The sequence below is a fragment of the Actinoalloteichus sp. AHMU CJ021 genome (genome assembly GCF_002895405.1).
GTDB classification, from domain to species: domain Bacteria; phylum Actinomycetota; class Actinomycetes; order Mycobacteriales; family Pseudonocardiaceae; genus Actinoalloteichus_B; species Actinoalloteichus_B caeruleus.
This window is the reverse complement of record NZ_CP025990.1, coordinates 949,934-964,937: the sequence shown is the minus strand read 5'-3', so window position 1 is coordinate 964,937 and position 15,004 is coordinate 949,934. Positions and strand designations below refer to the sequence as shown.

16 protein-coding genes are annotated in these 15,004 nt (G+C 74.2%); 11 read left to right on the top strand and 5 right to left on the bottom strand.

Annotation, left to right across the window (positions count from 1 at the left end):
* The first annotated feature begins 55 nt into the window (after positions 1-55).
* The 4 genes from pgsA to C1701_RS03645 are packed head-to-tail and all read left to right on the top strand — an operon-like array spanning position 56 to position 3,796.
* Positions 56-667 (top strand): phosphatidylinositol phosphate synthase, encoded by a 612-nt coding sequence (gene pgsA / locus C1701_RS03660; protein WP_026418928.1) that lies wholly within the window; start codon positions 56-58, stop codon positions 665-667.
* A complete protein-coding gene (locus tag C1701_RS03655; protein WP_245588806.1) occupies positions 664-1,653 on the top strand; it encodes a phosphatidylinositol mannoside acyltransferase in 990 nt (329 codons plus the stop codon). The genes pgsA and C1701_RS03655 overlap by 4 nt, the downstream gene beginning before the upstream one ends.
* On the top strand, positions 1,650-2,795 hold the full coding sequence (locus C1701_RS03650; RefSeq protein WP_026418927.1) for a glycosyltransferase family 4 protein: 1,146 nt from the start codon (positions 1,650-1,652) through the stop codon (positions 2,793-2,795). Before C1701_RS03655 ends, C1701_RS03650 begins: the two co-directional genes overlap by 4 nt.
* Positions 2,792-3,796, top strand: coding sequence for an NUDIX hydrolase (locus C1701_RS03645; protein WP_026418926.1), 1,005 nt, complete (start codon positions 2,792-2,794; stop codon positions 3,794-3,796). Before C1701_RS03650 ends, C1701_RS03645 begins: the two co-directional genes overlap by 4 nt.
* 193 nt (positions 3,797-3,989) lie before the next feature.
* On the opposite strand, the gene C1701_RS03640 is transcribed toward C1701_RS03645, so the two are convergent.
* The 4 genes from C1701_RS03640 to C1701_RS03625 all read right to left on the bottom strand — a co-directional run bounded on the left by C1701_RS03640 (position 3,990) and on the right by C1701_RS03625 (position 8,648).
* On the bottom strand, positions 3,990-4,409 hold the full coding sequence (locus tag C1701_RS03640) for a hypothetical protein (protein WP_081893525.1): 420 nt from the start codon (positions 4,407-4,409) through the stop codon (positions 3,990-3,992).
* Positions 4,399-5,274: a DUF692 domain-containing protein gene (locus tag C1701_RS03635; protein ID WP_245588805.1), complete on the bottom strand. Its 876-nt coding sequence runs from the start codon at positions 5,272-5,274 to the stop codon at positions 4,399-4,401. Before C1701_RS03635 ends, C1701_RS03640 begins: the two co-directional genes overlap by 11 nt.
* 75 nt (positions 5,275-5,349) lie before the next feature.
* Positions 5,350-6,222, bottom strand: a complete 873-nt coding sequence (locus tag C1701_RS03630) for a TIGR04222 domain-containing membrane protein (protein ID WP_103055546.1) — start codon at positions 6,220-6,222, stop codon at positions 5,350-5,352.
* A 344-nt stretch (positions 6,223-6,566) separates the two neighbouring features.
* Entirely contained in the window at positions 6,567-8,648 is a 2,082-nt protein-coding gene (locus tag C1701_RS03625; RefSeq protein WP_030227782.1) for an elongation factor G-like protein EF-G2, read from the bottom strand.
* 363 nt (positions 8,649-9,011) lie between these two features.
* Between C1701_RS03625 and pdxS the strand changes: the two genes are divergently transcribed.
* Positions 9,012-9,860, top strand: coding sequence for a pyridoxal 5'-phosphate synthase lyase subunit PdxS (gene pdxS / locus C1701_RS03620; protein WP_337662278.1), 849 nt, complete (start codon positions 9,012-9,014; stop codon positions 9,858-9,860).
* 90 nt (positions 9,861-9,950) lie between these two features.
* Here pdxS and C1701_RS03615 read toward each other — a convergent pair whose 3' ends face one another.
* Positions 9,951-10,526: a helix-turn-helix domain-containing protein gene (locus C1701_RS03615; protein WP_026418922.1), complete on the bottom strand. Its 576-nt coding sequence runs from the start codon at positions 10,524-10,526 to the stop codon at positions 9,951-9,953.
* A gap of 73 nt (positions 10,527-10,599) precedes the next feature.
* Here C1701_RS03615 and C1701_RS03610 point away from each other — a divergent pair, with 73 nt between their 5' ends.
* The 6 genes from C1701_RS03610 (at position 10,600) to C1701_RS03585 (ending at position 14,990) form a co-directional block, all read left to right on the top strand.
* Entirely contained in the window at positions 10,600-11,307 is a 708-nt protein-coding gene (locus C1701_RS03610; protein WP_417853732.1) for an AzlC family ABC transporter permease, read from the top strand.
* On the top strand, positions 11,304-11,612 hold the full coding sequence (locus C1701_RS03605) for an AzlD domain-containing protein (protein WP_026418920.1): 309 nt from the start codon (positions 11,304-11,306) through the stop codon (positions 11,610-11,612). Before C1701_RS03610 ends, C1701_RS03605 begins: the two co-directional genes overlap by 4 nt.
* A 115-nt stretch (positions 11,613-11,727) precedes the next feature.
* Positions 11,728-12,372 (top strand): pyridoxal 5'-phosphate synthase glutaminase subunit PdxT, encoded by a 645-nt coding sequence (gene pdxT, locus C1701_RS03600; protein ID WP_026418919.1) that lies wholly within the window; start codon positions 11,728-11,730, stop codon positions 12,370-12,372.
* A gap of 118 nt (positions 12,373-12,490) precedes the next feature.
* On the top strand, positions 12,491-13,240 hold the full coding sequence (locus C1701_RS03595; RefSeq protein ID WP_026418918.1) for a YebC/PmpR family DNA-binding transcriptional regulator: 750 nt from the start codon (positions 12,491-12,493) through the stop codon (positions 13,238-13,240).
* 167 nt (positions 13,241-13,407) lie between these two features.
* Positions 13,408-13,902, top strand: a complete 495-nt coding sequence (locus C1701_RS03590; protein WP_026418917.1) for a DUF4262 domain-containing protein — start codon at positions 13,408-13,410, stop codon at positions 13,900-13,902.
* A 179-nt stretch (positions 13,903-14,081) separates the two neighbouring features.
* On the top strand, positions 14,082-14,990 hold the full coding sequence (locus C1701_RS03585; protein ID WP_103055544.1) for an Fpg/Nei family DNA glycosylase: 909 nt from the start codon (positions 14,082-14,084) through the stop codon (positions 14,988-14,990).
* The last annotated feature ends 14 nt before the right edge of the window (positions 14,991-15,004 follow it).

Sequence of the window (15,004 nt, the reverse complement as noted above, 5' to 3'; positions counted from 1 at the left end):
TCGTTAGGCTGGAGCGACGGTCTTCCCTGCTAACAGGTCTGGACTACCTCCTGCGATGCTCAACATCTTCGCCCGCGCACCGGTGTCGCGGCTGACGGACCCGGTCGGCGCGTGGCTGGTGCGGCGGGGCCTGTCACCCAACGCGGTCACGGTCTTCGGCACGGTCGGCACCGTCGTCGGCGCGCTCTGGCTGATCCCGACCGGTCACCTCTTCCTCGGCGCCTTCGTCGTGACGCTGTTCGTGCTCTTCGACCTGCTCGACGGGGCGATGGCCAGGGCCAACGGTGGTGGCACGAGGTTCGGCGCGGTGCTGGACTCCTGTTGCGACCGGATCGCCGACGGCGCGCTGTTCGCCGCGATCACCTGGTACTGCTTCGTCCTCGCCGAGGACACGACGCTCGCGGCGCTGGCCCTGGTGTCCCTGGTCAGCGGGCAGGTCATCTCCTACGTCAAGGCGCGGGCCGAGGCGTCCGGGCTGAACGCCGACGGGGGGTTGGTGGAGCGCGCCGAACGGTTGACCTTCGGACTCGTCGGTGTCGGACTGCACGGTCTTGGCGTTCCCTACGTGCTGCCCGCGTCATTGTGGCTCCTCGCGGTGCTCTCGGTGATTACGGTGGTGCAGCGGCTGGTCGCCGTGTACCGATCCGCGAAGGAGAACGCAGCGTGAGTGACACGGTCGCGCGGGGGGCCGACTGGCGGGCCGCCCTGGCCGACAGGGGCTACGGGGCCGGCTGGGCGCTCGTCCGGACGGTGCCGCCACCTCTCGCCGACCGGCTGTTCACCCTCGGTGCCGACCTGGCCTTCGAACGGCGGGGCCGGGGGGTCCGGCAGCTGGCCCGCAACCTGCGCCGGGTGGTGCCCGACGCGGGACCGGCGGAGCTCGCGCGGCTGGTGAGGACGGCGATGCGTTCCTACGCGCGGTACTGGCGGGAGGCGTTCCAGTTGCCGGCCGTGGACCACGCCGCCGTCCGCCGGACCTTCGACCGGGGTATCGAGAACCCCTCGGCCCTCGACGAGGCGATGTCCGCCGGGCGCGGGGTGGTCGTCGCGCTGCCCCACAGCGGGAACTGGGACATGGCTGGCCTGTGGGCCGCCCACCGCTACGGGGGCCTGACCACGGTCGTCGAGCGGCTGCGCCCCGAATCCGTGTACGAGCGGTTCGTCGCCTACCGGGAGTCGCTCGGGTTCGAGATCCTGCCGGCCGATGGTGGGCGTCGCACGATGATGACCATGCTGGAGCGGCTCCGTGCGGGCGGGCTCGTGTGCCTGGTGGCCGACCGGGACCTCAGCAGTGGGGGCGTGCCGGTCGACTTCTTCGGGGAGCGGACCAGGATGCCGGCCGGGCCGGCCTGGCTCGCGGCCCGCACCGGGGCCACCCTCCTGCCCGCGACCACCTGGTTCACCCCGTCTGGTTGGGGGTTGCGGTTCGCGCGGCCGGTGGCGGCGGCGGGCGGCGCGGCCGGGGTGGCCGGGGCGACCCAAGCGGTGGCGGACGCGTTCGCCGAGGAGATCGGCCGCCATCCCGAGGACTGGCACATGCTCCAGCCCCTGTGGCTGTCCGACCTGCGGGCACGCGGCCGGCGGGCGGAGCCGGGGGACGCGCGGGTGGCGCCGCGCACCGGTCGGGAGACCGTGAAGGAGCCGCGACCGTGAGGGTGGGACTCGTCTGCCCGTACTCGCTGGAGGTGCCCGGCGGGGTGCAGGCCCACGTCGCGGACCTCGCCGCGACGCTGCGCGGCCTGGGGCACGAGGTCGACGTGCTGGCCCCGGCGGCCGAGGACGCAGAACTCCCCGAGTTCGTCACCTCCGCCGGTCGGTCGCTGGCCATCCCCTACAACGGTTCGGTGGCCAGGCTGTCGTTCGGGCCGAGGTCCTTCGCCCGGGTGCGGCGCTGGGTGCGGGAACACGAGTTCGACGTGCTGCACCTGCACGAGCCGGTGGCGCCGAGCCTCGCGCTGCTGGCGCTGATGGTGGCCGACGGGCCCATCGTCGCGACCTTCCACACCTCCACGCCCCGGTCGCGGGCGCTCACGGCGTTCCAGGGTGTGCTGCGGCCGTTCCTGGAGAAGATCACCGCCCGCATCGCCGTGTCCGACCTGGCGCGGCGGGTGCAGGTCCAGCACCTCGGTGGGGACGCGGTGCTCATCCCGAACGGGGTGGACGTCGGGTTCTTCTCCGAGGCGGCCCCGTTGGCCGGCTATCCACGAGCCGGGGGGACGGTCGGTTTCGTGGGGCGCTTCGACGAGCCCCGCAAGGGGATGCCGATCCTGCTCGACGCGTTGCGCCGCATCGCACCCGACCGGCCGGACCTGCGGCTGCTGGTCGTGGGCCGGGGGGACGGCGAGGAACTGCTCCGGGCGGCCGGGCCGGTGCTCGCCTCCCGGATCGACCTGCTCGGCCAGGTCGACGACGAGACCAAGGCCCGGGCTCTGCGCAGCGTCGACGTCTACTGCGCGCCCAACACCGGGGGGGAGAGCTTCGGCATCATCCTGACCGAGGCGATGGCCGCCGGCGCGGCGGTGCTCGCCAGTGACCTGGACGCGTTCCGCCGGGTCCTCGCGGGTGGCGGTGCGGGGGTGCTGCACGCGGTGGGTGACGCCGGCGCGTTGGCCGGGGAGCTGGCCGGGTTGCTCGACGACGACGACCACCGGGCGGGGATCGCCGCCCAGGGGCGACGGCAGGTGGAGACCTTCGACTGGCCGGTCGTCGCCAGGCAGGTGATGCGGGTCTACGAGACCGCGATGGCCGCGGACCCCCGGCGCGTCGCCGAGGCGGACGGGGAGCGGGCCGGATGACGGTGACCACGCTGCTCACCCTGGCGCTGGTGCTGCTGGTGTCGTTGGTGGTGCTCGGTGGGTGGTCGGTGCTGGTCGCGAACCGGCTGAACCGGCTGCACGTCCGCACCGACGCGGCGTGGGCCGCGGTGGACTCGGCCCTGGCGCGCCGGTCCGTGGTGGCCAGGGCCGTGGCGGAGGTGTGCCCGGACCAGGCGTTGGCGACCCGGCTGCGCACCGCGGCCGACCGGGCGGAGACGGCCGACCGCGACCGGCGGGAGGACGAGGAGAACGCGGTCGGGCGGTTGCTGGCCGAGTGGGACCGGGTCGCGCTGTCCCCGGGGCTGCGCGCCGAGCTCGAGGAGGCCGAGCTGCGGGTGATCCTGGCCAGGCGGGTGCACAACGACGCGGTGCGCGACACGCTGGCGTTGCGCCGGCACCGGGCCGTGCGGTGGTTGCGGTTGGCGGGTGGCGCCCCACCGCCGACCTACTTCGAGATCGCCGAGCCCGAGGGCGGGATGGACGCCGCCGGCACGGCGAGCCTGCGGTTGCGCCCGGCCGCCCGCGTGCTGCTCGTGGACCCCGACGACCGGCTGCTGCTCTTCGAGGGGATCGACCCGGTCCGGCCGACCGCGCCGTTCTGGTACACCGTCGGTGGCGGCGTGGAGGACGGTGAGAACCCCCGCACGGCCGCCGCGCGGGAACTGACCGAGGAGACCGGGCTCGCCGTCGCCCCGGCGGCGCTGGTCGGACCGGTGTGGCGGCGGTACGCCGTCTACAGCTTCGACGAGCAGGAGACGGAGACCGAGGAGTGGTACTTCCTCCTGCGGATCGCCGACCAGCTCGCCCCGGATACCTCCGGGTTCTCGGACCTGGAACGGCGGACGGTCCTGCGGCACCGGTGGTGGGACCTGGACGAGCTGGCCGCCTCCGACGTGACGGTCTACCCGGTGCGGCTCGCCGAGATGTTGCCGGAGGTGCTCGCCGGGGAGTGGGACGGCCGGACCCGGACCGTCCACTGACACCCGCGGCGTCGGCGTCCCGGCGTGCCCTGGCGGCCGTGCTGGCGCACCGGTTCGGGGGCCGCTGTCGCGGGCGACCGGCGTGTCGCCGACGGGGGTCGCGGCGGCCCGGTCGTGCGGACTCCGCCGACGGCGCCGGTGAGGTGGGAGGCCCGGGCCCCTCGTCCGCTGCTCGGTCACGCCTGGCGGCGGGTCAGCGATGTCGGCGGAGGAGCCGGGAGAGCGTCCACCTCCTGGGCACGGCGCCCTCGCGGACGAGCCAGCGGTGGAACCTCCGGGTGTCCTCGCGGGCGCCGACCCCCACCTCGCGGGGGTGGTCCTCGGCGTAACGGGCGAACAGGTCGGCGAAGGCATCCCCCAGGGCCGCGACCAGGTCGGGGCGGAGACGGCCCGCGACCCGCGTGCGTTTGGCGACCAGCGCCCTCGCCTGCGCCGCGATCCGGTCCGGCGGGAACCCCGGTGGCACGGGACCGGTGCCGAGCAGCGCCGCCACCAGCGCCCGTTGCCGGGCGGCGAGCTCGGCGCGCCGTGCCGTCAGCGGTTCCTCCGGGGTGGGCGGGTCGGAGGGGAGCGCCCGCCCGGCTTCGCGCCGCTGCCCGGGGTCAGCGGTCATCGTCGGCCCGTCGTGCGGGGGACCGGGTGGCGGTGCCGGCGAGGGCGGCGGCCCGGATCCCGGCGAGTTCGTCGGCCAACTCCGCGTCGGTGGGGTAGGCGTCGTCGCGTTCCACCATCACCCAGGGTGGCGCGGGTGCGCGTGCGGCCAGCTCCCGGACCAGGGTGAGCACCTCGCGGGGCACCGGGTGGGCGTGGGTGTCGTGGTACAGGCCGTCCCGCCACACCCCGCCGGCGACGTGCGCGTAGGCGAGGCGTTCCCAGGGCAGGGTGTCCAGGAACGTCGAGGGGGTCGTTCCGATGTTGTGCGCGTTGGCGTGGAGGTTGGCCAGGTCGACCAGCAGCAGGCAGTCGGTGCGTTCGACGAGTTCGGTCAGGAAGTGCTCCTCGCTGAGTTCCCGTTCTGGCCAGTCGAGGAGGGCGGCGATGTTCTCGAGGGCCAGCGGTCGGGGGAGGTCGCGTTGGACCGCGTTGACGTTGCTGACCAGGACGTCCAGCGCGTCCCTCGTCCTGGGCGGCGGGAGCAGGTGGCCGACGTCGAGGCCGCCGGCCCTGACGAAGGCGATGTGGTCGCTGACCACGGGGGCGTCCAGCGCCTCGCCCAGCTCGGCGAGGTGCCGGACCCGCCGCGGATCGACGGGTTCGGCCCCGGCGAGTGACAGCGTGACCGCGTGCGGGATGACCGGGGTGCCCCGGCGGCGCAGGACCTCGATGGACTCCGGGAGTTCGGTGGGGCTGAGGTTCTCGGCGACGACCTCGACGAAGTCCACGCCCGGGAGTCGTTCGACGGTCAGGTCGATCTCCGGGCGCCATCCGATGCCGATCCGGGGGGCCGGCTCCTCCGGCGTGTTGGGTGACGTCCTCACGTGTCCTCCTCCAGGGTGATCTCCCACCGCCTCCGGGCAGGTCACCGGGTCTTCTGCCCAGGGCCGCGATGGCGCTCACCCGCCGCAGCCACCACCACCGCCGCCGCCACTGTCACCGCCGCCACCGCAGGAGTGCGAGCTCCCTCCGCCGCCACCGGAGGAGGTACTCGCGGTGTGCAACGCGTCGCGCACCTCCGGATCCGGGTGGCCGGCGAAGCCGAGCAGCGCCACCGAGGTCAGGGCGGCCGGCCCGGCGGCCGACCCGCTACGGCTCCGGGCGGAGGTCGTCGGCGTGCCGCCCGGGAACCGGCCACGTGCTTCGGCGACGACGGCCTCCCCCAACGGGGTGCGGTCCGGCGCCCGGAGTGCTCGGAGGAGCACGAGCGCGACCAGAGCCAGGTTCACGACGACCAGCCCGATGAGGAAGCCGACGGGGCGGCCCGCGTTGACGCCGGTCACGAGGCGGAGGACGCCGAGGACCAGGGCCAGGTCCAGCGGGACCATCGCCAGCAGGCGCAGGGCGTGCCGCCCGGAGGGCACCACCAACCCCCGGTCCCTGAGGTCGGTGAGCAGTTCCCGTGCGGCGCCGGTGCCCATCAGGGCCACCGGGCTGAGCCGCCGCCGTTCGCGGCCCGAGCCCGTCGACACCTCGACGGCGGCGAGGTGCAGCCGGTGGGTGGGTGTCGCGCCGGTGGCGTGCAGCCGCCCGCCCCGGGACACGCGCCACACGCCGTCGGCGATGAGTCCGGCGGTGACCGTGTCGGTGAGGCGCCTCGCGCCGCCGGCCAGGTAGGCGAGGCGGTGCGCGTCCACCTCGGGCGGCGGCCCCACCGCCGCCGTCCTCCGGCTCCAGCGGGGGATCGCCAGGCCCAGCAGCAGCCCGAACAGGAGGAGGACCGCGTACAGGGCCAGGAACGCCGGCCCGCTGATGCCCCAGGTCTGAGTCATGGTCTTCCCCCGACGGCGCACCGCCCACTCGACCGTGGGGCGCCCGATGTGATGGTAGGTGCCCGATCGGACGGGGGGAGCGGCTCGATGGTTCCGATCGTGTCACGCGGGTGGTCGACACCGGCGCGGCCGGGGGTGGTGGTCGACGGTCGGGACGGCGCTGGTGTGACCCGCTCCGGGGGCGTTCGGCTGGTGTTTCCTCGCGCAACCGAGCGGTCGCGCGGACGAGTCCTCCTCGCCGCGGTCGACACCCGGAGCGGCGTCGTCGGTCTCCACCGGTGACCTCCTCGGCCGGGTCTCCCGGCGTTCGGCGGGCGGGGGTGGCCGTCGCGGTCCAGCCCGGCTCAGGCGCCCCGCGCCTCGTAGCCCCAGAACGCGCGGCTGAAGTCGGCCCGTCCCGAGGTCAGCTGGTTCAGTTCCACCAGGTACCTGCTCAGCTCGGCCGCCGGGACCTCGGCCCGGACGACGGTCCAGCCCGCCTCCGGCGCGGGATCGGTCCCGAGCACCTGGGCCCGGCGTGCGGCGAGGTCCCCGAGCACCGAGCCGAGGCAGTCGTCGGGGGTGTGGATGGCCACTTCGTCGACCGGTTCCAGGAGGGGGAGGGCGACCTTGTTCGCCGCGTCGCGGAGCGCGAGCGCGCCCGCGGCCTGGAACGCCGCGTCCGAGGAGTCGACGCTGTGCGCCCGTCCGTCCAGCAGGGTGACCCGCACGTCCACCAGGGGCACGCCTTCGGTCAGGCCACGAGCCATCAACGCGCGGACGCCCCGCTCCACGCTGGGGACGAACTGGCGCGGAACCGACCCGCCCACGGTGCGGTCCTCGAAGTCGAAGCCCGCGCCCCGGGGCAGCGGTTCCACCTCGATGTCGCAGACGGCGTACTGGCCGTGGCCTCCGGTCTGCTTGACGTGCCGGCCGTGCCCGTGCGCGGGGCCGGCGAAGGTCTGGTGGAGCGCGACCCGCACCGGTTCGACGCGCAGGTCCACGTCCCCCACCCCGAGACGGGCCAGGACCAGGTCGGCGTGCCCTTCGCCGGTGCACCAGAGCACGAGCTGGTGGGTGTCCTCGTGTTGTTCGATCCGTAGCCCGGGATCGGCCGCCGCCACCCGGGACAGGTTCCTGCCGAGCAGGTCCTCGGTGGCCGGGTCGGCCACCGCGACGGCGATCGGTAGCAGCGGCTCCGGCAGGGCCCAGGGGCGGATGGTGAGGGGGCGTTCCGAGGCGGAGACCGTGTCGCCGGTCTCCGCGTTCGCCAGTCTGGTCACGGCGCAGATGTCGCCGGCCGCGCAGTGGCCGGTCTCCCGGAGCTCGGTGCCCAGCGGCGAGTGGATCCGGCCGACCCGTTCGATGGTCGCGTGCTCGGGGCGGCCCGCCCCGTCCAGGCCGTGACCGGCGACGCGCACCCGGTCGTCGGGATGGAGCGTGCCCGAGAAGACGCGGAGCAGCGTCACCGGTCCGAGGTAGGTGTTCGCGAAGGAGCCCACCGCCTCGGCCAGCAGCGGGCCGTCCGGGTCGCCGCACGGGACCGTCTCCGGTGCGCCGTCCGCCCCCGTGACCTCGGGGCACTCCCGGTCGGCCGGGGAGGGGAGGACGCGTGCCACGACGTCCAACAACTCGGTCAGGCCGACCCCCCGGGTGGCGGAGACCGGGATGACCGGGTGAAGGTCCCCGGTGAGCACCGCCCGCGCCAGGTCGTCGAACAGCTGGTCCTGGGTGGGGGATTCGCCTAGGAGGTAGGTCTCCATCAGCGCCTCGTCCTCGCTCTCGGCGATGATGGCCTCGATGAGTTCGCGGTGGGCCACGGCGGGATCCCGGAGGCCGATCCGGCCGCCACCCCGGGTGTCGGCCCGGGCGAGGACCGGGTGCGGAGCGGCCGGTTCCCCGCTGGGGGTGGTGACCGGCAGGTACAGGGGGAGGACGCCGGGACCGAAGGCCCGGGCGCACTCCGCCAGCACCCGCTCCGGGTCAGCCCTCCGGTGGTCGAGCTGGGTGATGACCACCGCTCGCGGTGTTCCGGCCTGGGCGCACTCCCGCCACAACCGCGTGGTCGCCTCGTCCACACCGCCGTTGGCGCCGAGGACGAACAGGGCGGCGTCGGCGGCGCGGAGCCCGGCCCGGACCTGGCCGAGGTAGTCCGGGTAGCCCGGGGTGTCCACGAGGTTGACGTGGTGGTCGCCGTGGCGGAGCGGCGCGACCGCGAGGCCGACGGACCGCCCCTGCTGGCGGGCCGCCGCGTCCTGGTCGGTGACGGTGGTGCCCTCGTCCACCGAACCCGCCCTGGGGATGGTGCCGGTGGCCGCGAGCAGGGCCTCGACGAGAGTGGTCTTCCCGCCGCCCGACGGGCCGACGAGGACGACGTCGCGGATCCGTGTGGTGTCCACCGGCGGGGTGGCGGGCCGCCGGCCCTCTCCCGATCGCCTGTGTGCCATCGTCCGCACCTCCGACCCGTTGGGCGGGCGCGCCCCGCCGGCTGTCCCTCCCGGTCGGTTACCCGCCGGGCCGGTACGAATGCGCGCCGTCGACCGGCGTCCCTTGCCGGGGCTGGCGCTGCTGCCCGGGGCGGGCCGGCACCCCCGAGTGGTCTGCCGAAACGCGGTCGAACTGGCCACCTTGGTAGGCCACGTCGGACGTACGATGACGCCGACCAGGTAAGACGCGGTGCCGGTGGCCTGGCCCCCGGTGCCGGGTGACGCGAAAGGCGCGAGGCAGTGAGCTCGGTTGACAGCACGACGACGGACCCCACGAACGAGCAGGCGGCGCCGGTGACCGGGACAGCCCGCGTCAAGCGGGGCATGGCCGAGATGCTCAAGGGCGGTGTGATCATGGACGTGGTCACCCCGGAGCAGGCGAAGATCGCGGAGGACGCCGGCGCGGTCGCGGTGATGGCGTTGGAGCGGGTGCCCGCCGACATCCGCGCGCAGGGTGGCGTGGCGAGGATGTCGGATCCGGACATGATCGACGGCATCATCGACGCGGTGTCCATCCCGGTGATGGCCAAGGCCCGCATCGGTCACTTCGCCGAGGCGCAGGTCCTCCAGTCCCTCGGTGTGGACTACGTGGACGAGTCCGAGGTCCTCACGCCGGCCGACGAGGCGCACCACATCGACAAGTGGGCCTACACGGTCCCGTTCGTCTGCGGTGCCACCAACCTGGGCGAGGCGCTGCGGCGGATCGCCGAGGGCGCGGCGATGATCCGGTCGAAGGGGGAGGCCGGGACGGGCAACGTCGTCGAGGCGACGAGGCACATGCGGCAGATCCGTGCCGACCTGCGCCGCCTGACGGTGCTGGACGAGGAGGAGCTGTACGCGGCGGCCAAGGAGCTGCGGGCGCCGGTCGAGCTGGTGCGTGAGGTGGCGTCGCTGGGCAAGCTGCCGGTCGTGCTGTTCACCGCCGGCGGCATCGCCACCCCGGCCGACGCCGCGATGATGATGCAGCTCGGCGCCGAGGGCGTGTTCGTCGGGTCCGGGATCTTCAAGTCCGGCGACCCGGCCAGGCGCGCGGAGGCCATCGTGAAGGCCACCACCTTCCACGACGACGCGGACGTCGTCGCCAAGGTCTCGCGTGGCCTGGGCGAGGCGATCGTCGGCATCAACCTCAGCGAGCTGCCCGAGGAGCGGCGGTACGCCAGCCGCGGCTGGTGACGTCGTCGGCGCGACCTGATCCACCGGTGGTGGGTCCAGGTCGCGCGTCGACGGCTCGCGGTCGGAGGGGGTGGACCGGTTCCCGGTCCCTCAGACGTGTTCCATGATCAGCACCGCGCTGGTCCCGGGTTCCAACGCCTGGTAGTGGTGCGGCACGTCGCCGGGGAAGCTCGCGTAGTCGCCGGGGCCCAGGTCGATGACGTCGTCGTGGGGGCCGCAGCGCAGGCGGCCGTTGCTCACCACCAGGTGTTCGACGGTGCCCGGGATGTGGGGGTCGGCCTCGCGGGAGTTCCCGGGTTCCAGGGTGATGGTGTAGACGTCGCGCCGGGCCGCCGGTGGGCAGGAGGCCAGCAGGACCGCCTGGTAGGGAGCCGTCTCCGACCGCACCACCGGGCCCTCACCGGCCCGGACGACGCGGACCCTGGGGGCCGCGGGCTCGACGAGCCGGCTGAAGGGCACCCCCAGGGCCACTCCCAGCGCCCACAGGGTCTCGACGCTGGGGTTCCCGCCGCCGCCTTCGAGCTGGGACAGGGTGGACTTGGCGACGCCGGCCCGGCGGGCCAGCTCGGAGAGGGACATCCCCGCGCGTTGTCGTTCCCTGCGCAGCGCCCTGGCGATGGTCGCGAGGGGTGGGGCGTCGCCCGTTCCTCGGAGGGCCTCGGCCATTCGTTCGCTCCTTTGTACGATTGTTCGTTGTGACGAACGATCTCCTCCTGTTCAGGTTAGTGAGGCGGGCCCCGTGGTGAGCCCGTGGACCCGTCGACGCGGCCCGGTCCTGGAGCCGGAGGCACGTCGGGACATCGCCGCGATGGCGGTGGCCGTCGGCGTCGTCGGCCTGTCCTTCGGCGCGATCGCGGTGGCCAGCGGTCTGTCGATCTGGCTCGCGGTCCTGATGTCCCTGCTCGTGTTCGCCGGCGGCTCACAGTTCATGGCCGTCGGCGTCGTGGCCGCGGGGGGCGCTCCGCTGGCCGCGCTCGCCGCCGGGCTCATCCTCAACGCCCGCCACCTGCCCTTCGGCCTGGCCATCGGCCACCTCCTCGGGCGCGGACTCGCCGCGAAGCTGGTCGGCAGCCACCTGATCATCGACGAGTCGGTGGCCTTCGCGATGGCCCAGCGGGATCCGGACCGGGCGCGCCGGGTCTTCTGGATCTCCGGGATCACGCTCTTCGTCGTGTGGCAGCCGGCCGTGGTGCTCGGCGGCCTGATCGGCGGCGCCGTCGGTGACCCCGCCGTTTTCGGCGTGGACGCCGCGTTCCCCGCGGCGCTGCTGGCGTTGCTGTTGCCCTCCCTGCGGGACGCCGCCACCCGCCGGGCGGCCCTCGTCGGCGGGGCGGTCGCCGTGCTCACCACTCCGCTGCTCCCCGCCGGCGTTCCGGTCCTGCTGGCCCTGTGCGGTGTCGCCCTGCTGCTGCCGTTGCCCCGCTGGGCGAGGAGGGAGTCCCCATGACCGTCACGACGATCGTGCTGCTCGCGGTCGGCACCTACGCCTTCCGCGTGGCCGGCCCGCTCCTGCGCGACCGGGTACGGCTGTCGGAGGCCGCGCGGCGGGGACTGGCCGTGGCGGCGACGACACTGCTGACCGCCCTGATGGCCACCGCCGCGCTCACCGAGGGGCCGGGATTCGCCGGCTGGGCCCGGCCGATCGGCGTCGCGGTCGGCGGACTCCTCGCCTGGCGCCGAGCCCCCTTCGTCGTGGTCGTGCTGGCGGCGGCCGGGACGGCGGCGGGCCTCCGGCTGCTCGGACTGCCCTGAACCGGCTGGCCCCCGTCCCGCCCGTACCGAGCTCACCCGCGCCTTCCGCCGACCGGGTGAGTACCTAAGATGTGACGTCGAGTGTTTTCCCAGCTTGGAGGTCTTCTCCGTGTCGATTGCGCAGCCGGTCGTCGGGGTGCTCGCACTCCAGGGCGACGTGCGGGAGCACCTGCTCGCGCTGGCCGAGCAGGACGTCGTGGCGCGCCCGGTGCGCCGCGCCGAGGAACTCGCGGAGGTGCACGGCCTCGTGCTCCCCGGCGGGGAGTCCACCACGATGAGCCGTCTGCTGGAGACCTTCGAACTGCTGGAACCGCTCCGCGACCGGGTCGCGGCGGGGCTGCCGGTCTACGGGTCCTGCGCCGGCATGATCCTGCTGGCCCAGGAGGTCCTCGACGGGCGGGAGGGACAGCACACCCTCGGTGCCATCGACATGGTGGTCCGGCGCAACGCCTTCGGTCGCCAGGTCGACTCCTTCGAGGCCGACCTCGACTTCGCCGGTCTCGGGTCGGGCGGGGACGCGGAACCGGCACCGCTGCGCGCCGTCTTCATCCGGGCCCCCTGGGTGGAGTCGGTGGGTGACCGGGTCGAGGTGCTGGCCAGGGTCCCCGAGATCCCGGCCGCCGGCCCCGCCGCCGGGCGGGTGGTCGCGGTGCGCCAGGGCAACGCGTTGGCCACCGCCTTCCACCCCGAACTGCTCGCGGCCGACGGCCGGGACGGCCGGGTGCACGAGCTGTTCGTCCGCACCGTGCGCGAGGCCTGACCCCCGGCCGCGCCCGACCGGAGGCGACTCGCCTCGTCCCGGCGACCAGTAGGATCGTCACGGCTCCACGCAGCGCCCGGAGCGCAGGAAGACGCATCGCGACGAAGACGGAGGAGAGATGAGCGGCCACTCCAAGTGGGCCACGACCAAACACAAGAAGGCCGCCCTCGACGCCAAGCGTGGCAAGCTGTTCGCCAAGCTGATCAAGAACATCGAGGTCGCGGCCCGCAGCGGGGGAGGGGACCCGGACGGCAACCCCACCCTGTACGACGCCATTCAGAAGGCGCGGAAGAACTCCGTCCCCCTCGACAACATCGAGCGGGCGCGCAAGCGGGGCGCGGGCGAGGAAGCTGGTGGGGCCGACTGGCAGACCATCATGTACGAGGGCTACGGCCCCAACGGTGTCGCCGTGCTCGTCGAATGCCTCACCGACAACCGCAACCGCGCCGCTGGTGAGGTGCGGACGGCGATGACCAGGAACAACGGTTCGATGGCTGACCCGGGTTCGGTCTCCTACCTGTTCAACCGCAAGGGTGTGGTGATCGCGCCCAAGAACGGTCTCTCCGAGGACGACATCCTCCTCGCCGTGTTGGACGCGGGCGCGGAGGAGGTCAACGACCTGGGGGAGAGCTTCGAGATCGTCGCCGAGGCCGGCGACCTCGTGGCGGTCCGGACCGCCCTGCAGAAGGCCGAGATCGACTACGACTCGGCCGACGCCAGCTTCCTGCCCTCCACCACGGTGCCCCTGGACGCCGAGGGCGCCCGCAAGGTGTTCCGCCTCATCGACGCGCTGGAGGACTGCGACGACGTGCAGAACGTCTTCGCGAACTTCGACGTCTCCGACGAGGTGATGGCCGAGGTCGGCTGACGACCGGGCCAGGGCGGCCCGGTCCCGGGTGTCCGGGCCCGGGCCCGCTCCGGAGGTCGTGACGGCTCCCCGCGACGCGGAGGGCTTCCTCCCAGCCCCGGTGGGGCGTCCCGTAGGGTCGCGCTGACGGGAGAAGTAGCGCGACGTCCCGCCCGGAGGTGCGTTTCGTGGCCGATGACCAGGAGCTCCGACGGAGGCTGCGGACCGCCGCCGAGGAGGACGGCGTCGCGATCGTGCACGTCGCCGAGGAGCGGAACGCGCCGCCCTTCGCCCAGACCGTCGGCGTCTACCGCAGTTGCGGCATGCCGGAGGTCGTGGTGATCGGCCTGCCGCCCAAGGTCGCCCACGCGGTGCTCAGCACATACTCGGAGCGGGCCCGCGCGGGGGAGGACTTCGTCCCGGGCCGGTGCTACGAACGGTTCCTCAAGGACCTGCCCGTCACCTTCGAACGGGTGCACCGGGGCTTCTACGCCGAGTACTTCGGGCACGCCTTCCTGCTCAACCGCAAGGGCACCTTCCCCGCCCTCCAGATGATCGTCGCCGCGCCGGACGGGTCCTGGCCGTGGCAACCGGACGCGCCGGGTGGGTTCGCCCAGTACCAGCCGGTGCTCACCGACAGCGGCCGCCCCGAGAGCTGGGTGCCGGGGGAGACCGGTCCCTGACGGGCCCCGCCGCACCCCGGACGGCTCCGGGCACCCCGGGCCGGCCGTGCCCTCCGGGTGCGCCCGCGGGAACGCCGCCCCCTCACCTCCGCGCACGCGCGCCACCTGCCCGGGCGGCCACCGGCGGTGCCGGTCGGCCGGTGTCGACACCCGGCACGGCACGTGGCAGCCTTCTTGCGATGCCTGAGCTGCCCGATGTCGAGGGATTCCGTCGCGTCGTCGTGGAACACGCCCTGGGCCGGCCCGTCCGGGATGTCGTCGTGTTCGACGCCGCGATCCTGCACGGCGCCTCTCCCCAGGAGCTCGCCGCCGCCCTGCGCGGGCGTCGGTTCGCCCGGGCGGATCGGCACGGCAAGTGGCTGCTGCTGCGCTTCGAGGACCACGCCGCGCCGACCGGCGAGGACCGGCCCGCCGCGCCCGCCGACGGGAACCCGGCCGTTCCCGCCCCCGCCCCCGCCGACGGGGACGGCGTGGCAGGGGCCGGACGGGTGCCTGGGGGCCCCGTCCTCGCGCTGCACTTCGGGATGACGGGGTCGCTGCGCTGGCAGGCGCCTCCCGACCGCCGGCGCGGTCACCGCCACGACCGGGTGCGGATCGTCCTCGACGAGGGTGAGCTGCGCTTCCGCGACCAGCGCAAGCTCCAGGGCATCTGGCTGGCCGAGGACGAGCGCGGGGTCGACGAGCTGCTCGCCGGCCAGGGGCCGGACGCCGCCACCCTCGACTTCCGCGACTTCGACGCCCGCCTGCCCCCGTCCCGACGTGCCGTCAAGGCCGCCCTGATCGACCAGGGCGTCCTGGCCGGTATCGGCAACCTGCTCGCCGACGAGATGTTGTGGCGCGCGGGCATCCACCCGGACCGCAGCCTGGCCCGCCTGACCCCCTCCCAGCGGCGGACGCTGCACCGCCAGCTGCGGCGGCTGCTCCCGCAGGCGGTCAAGGCCGGCCGGGTTCCCGACAAGAAGGGCTGGTTGACCGGGCTGCGGGACCAACCGGACGCCAGCTGCCCGGTCTGCGGCACCACCCTCGAGCACAGCCGCACCGCCGGACGATCCAGCCTGTGGTGCCCCCGCTGCCAACCACCGGGGTGAGCCGCGCCCGCTCC

What these genes read in the sequence shown, in the direction of transcription:
- pgsA (WP_026418928.1), top strand. Translation starts at nt 56, where the DNA reads ATGCTCAACATCTTCGCCCGCGCACCGGTGTCGCGGCTGACGGACCCG.
- C1701_RS03645 (WP_026418926.1), top strand. Translation starts at nt 2,792, where the DNA reads ATGACGGTGACCACGCTGCTCACCCTGGCGCTGGTGCTGCTGGTGTCG.
- C1701_RS03640 (WP_081893525.1), bottom strand. Translation starts at nt 4,409, where the DNA reads ATGACCGCTGACCCCGGGCAGCGGCGCGAAGCCGGGCGGGCGCTCCCC.
- C1701_RS03630 (WP_103055546.1), bottom strand. Translation starts at nt 6,222, where the DNA reads ATGACTCAGACCTGGGGCATCAGCGGGCCGGCGTTCCTGGCCCTGTAC.
- C1701_RS03625 (WP_030227782.1), bottom strand. Translation starts at nt 8,648, where the DNA reads ATGGCACACAGGCGATCGGGAGAGGGCCGGCGGCCCGCCACCCCGCCG.
- pdxS (WP_337662278.1), top strand. Translation starts at nt 9,012, where the DNA reads ATGGCCGAGATGCTCAAGGGCGGTGTGATCATGGACGTGGTCACCCCG.
- C1701_RS03615 (WP_026418922.1), bottom strand. Translation starts at nt 10,526, where the DNA reads ATGGCCGAGGCCCTCCGAGGAACGGGCGACGCCCCACCCCTCGCGACC.
- C1701_RS03605 (WP_026418920.1), top strand. Translation starts at nt 11,304, where the DNA reads ATGACCGTCACGACGATCGTGCTGCTCGCGGTCGGCACCTACGCCTTC.
- C1701_RS03595 (WP_026418918.1), top strand. Translation starts at nt 12,491, where the DNA reads ATGAGCGGCCACTCCAAGTGGGCCACGACCAAACACAAGAAGGCCGCC.
- C1701_RS03585 (WP_103055544.1), top strand. Translation starts at nt 14,082, where the DNA reads ATGCCTGAGCTGCCCGATGTCGAGGGATTCCGTCGCGTCGTCGTGGAA.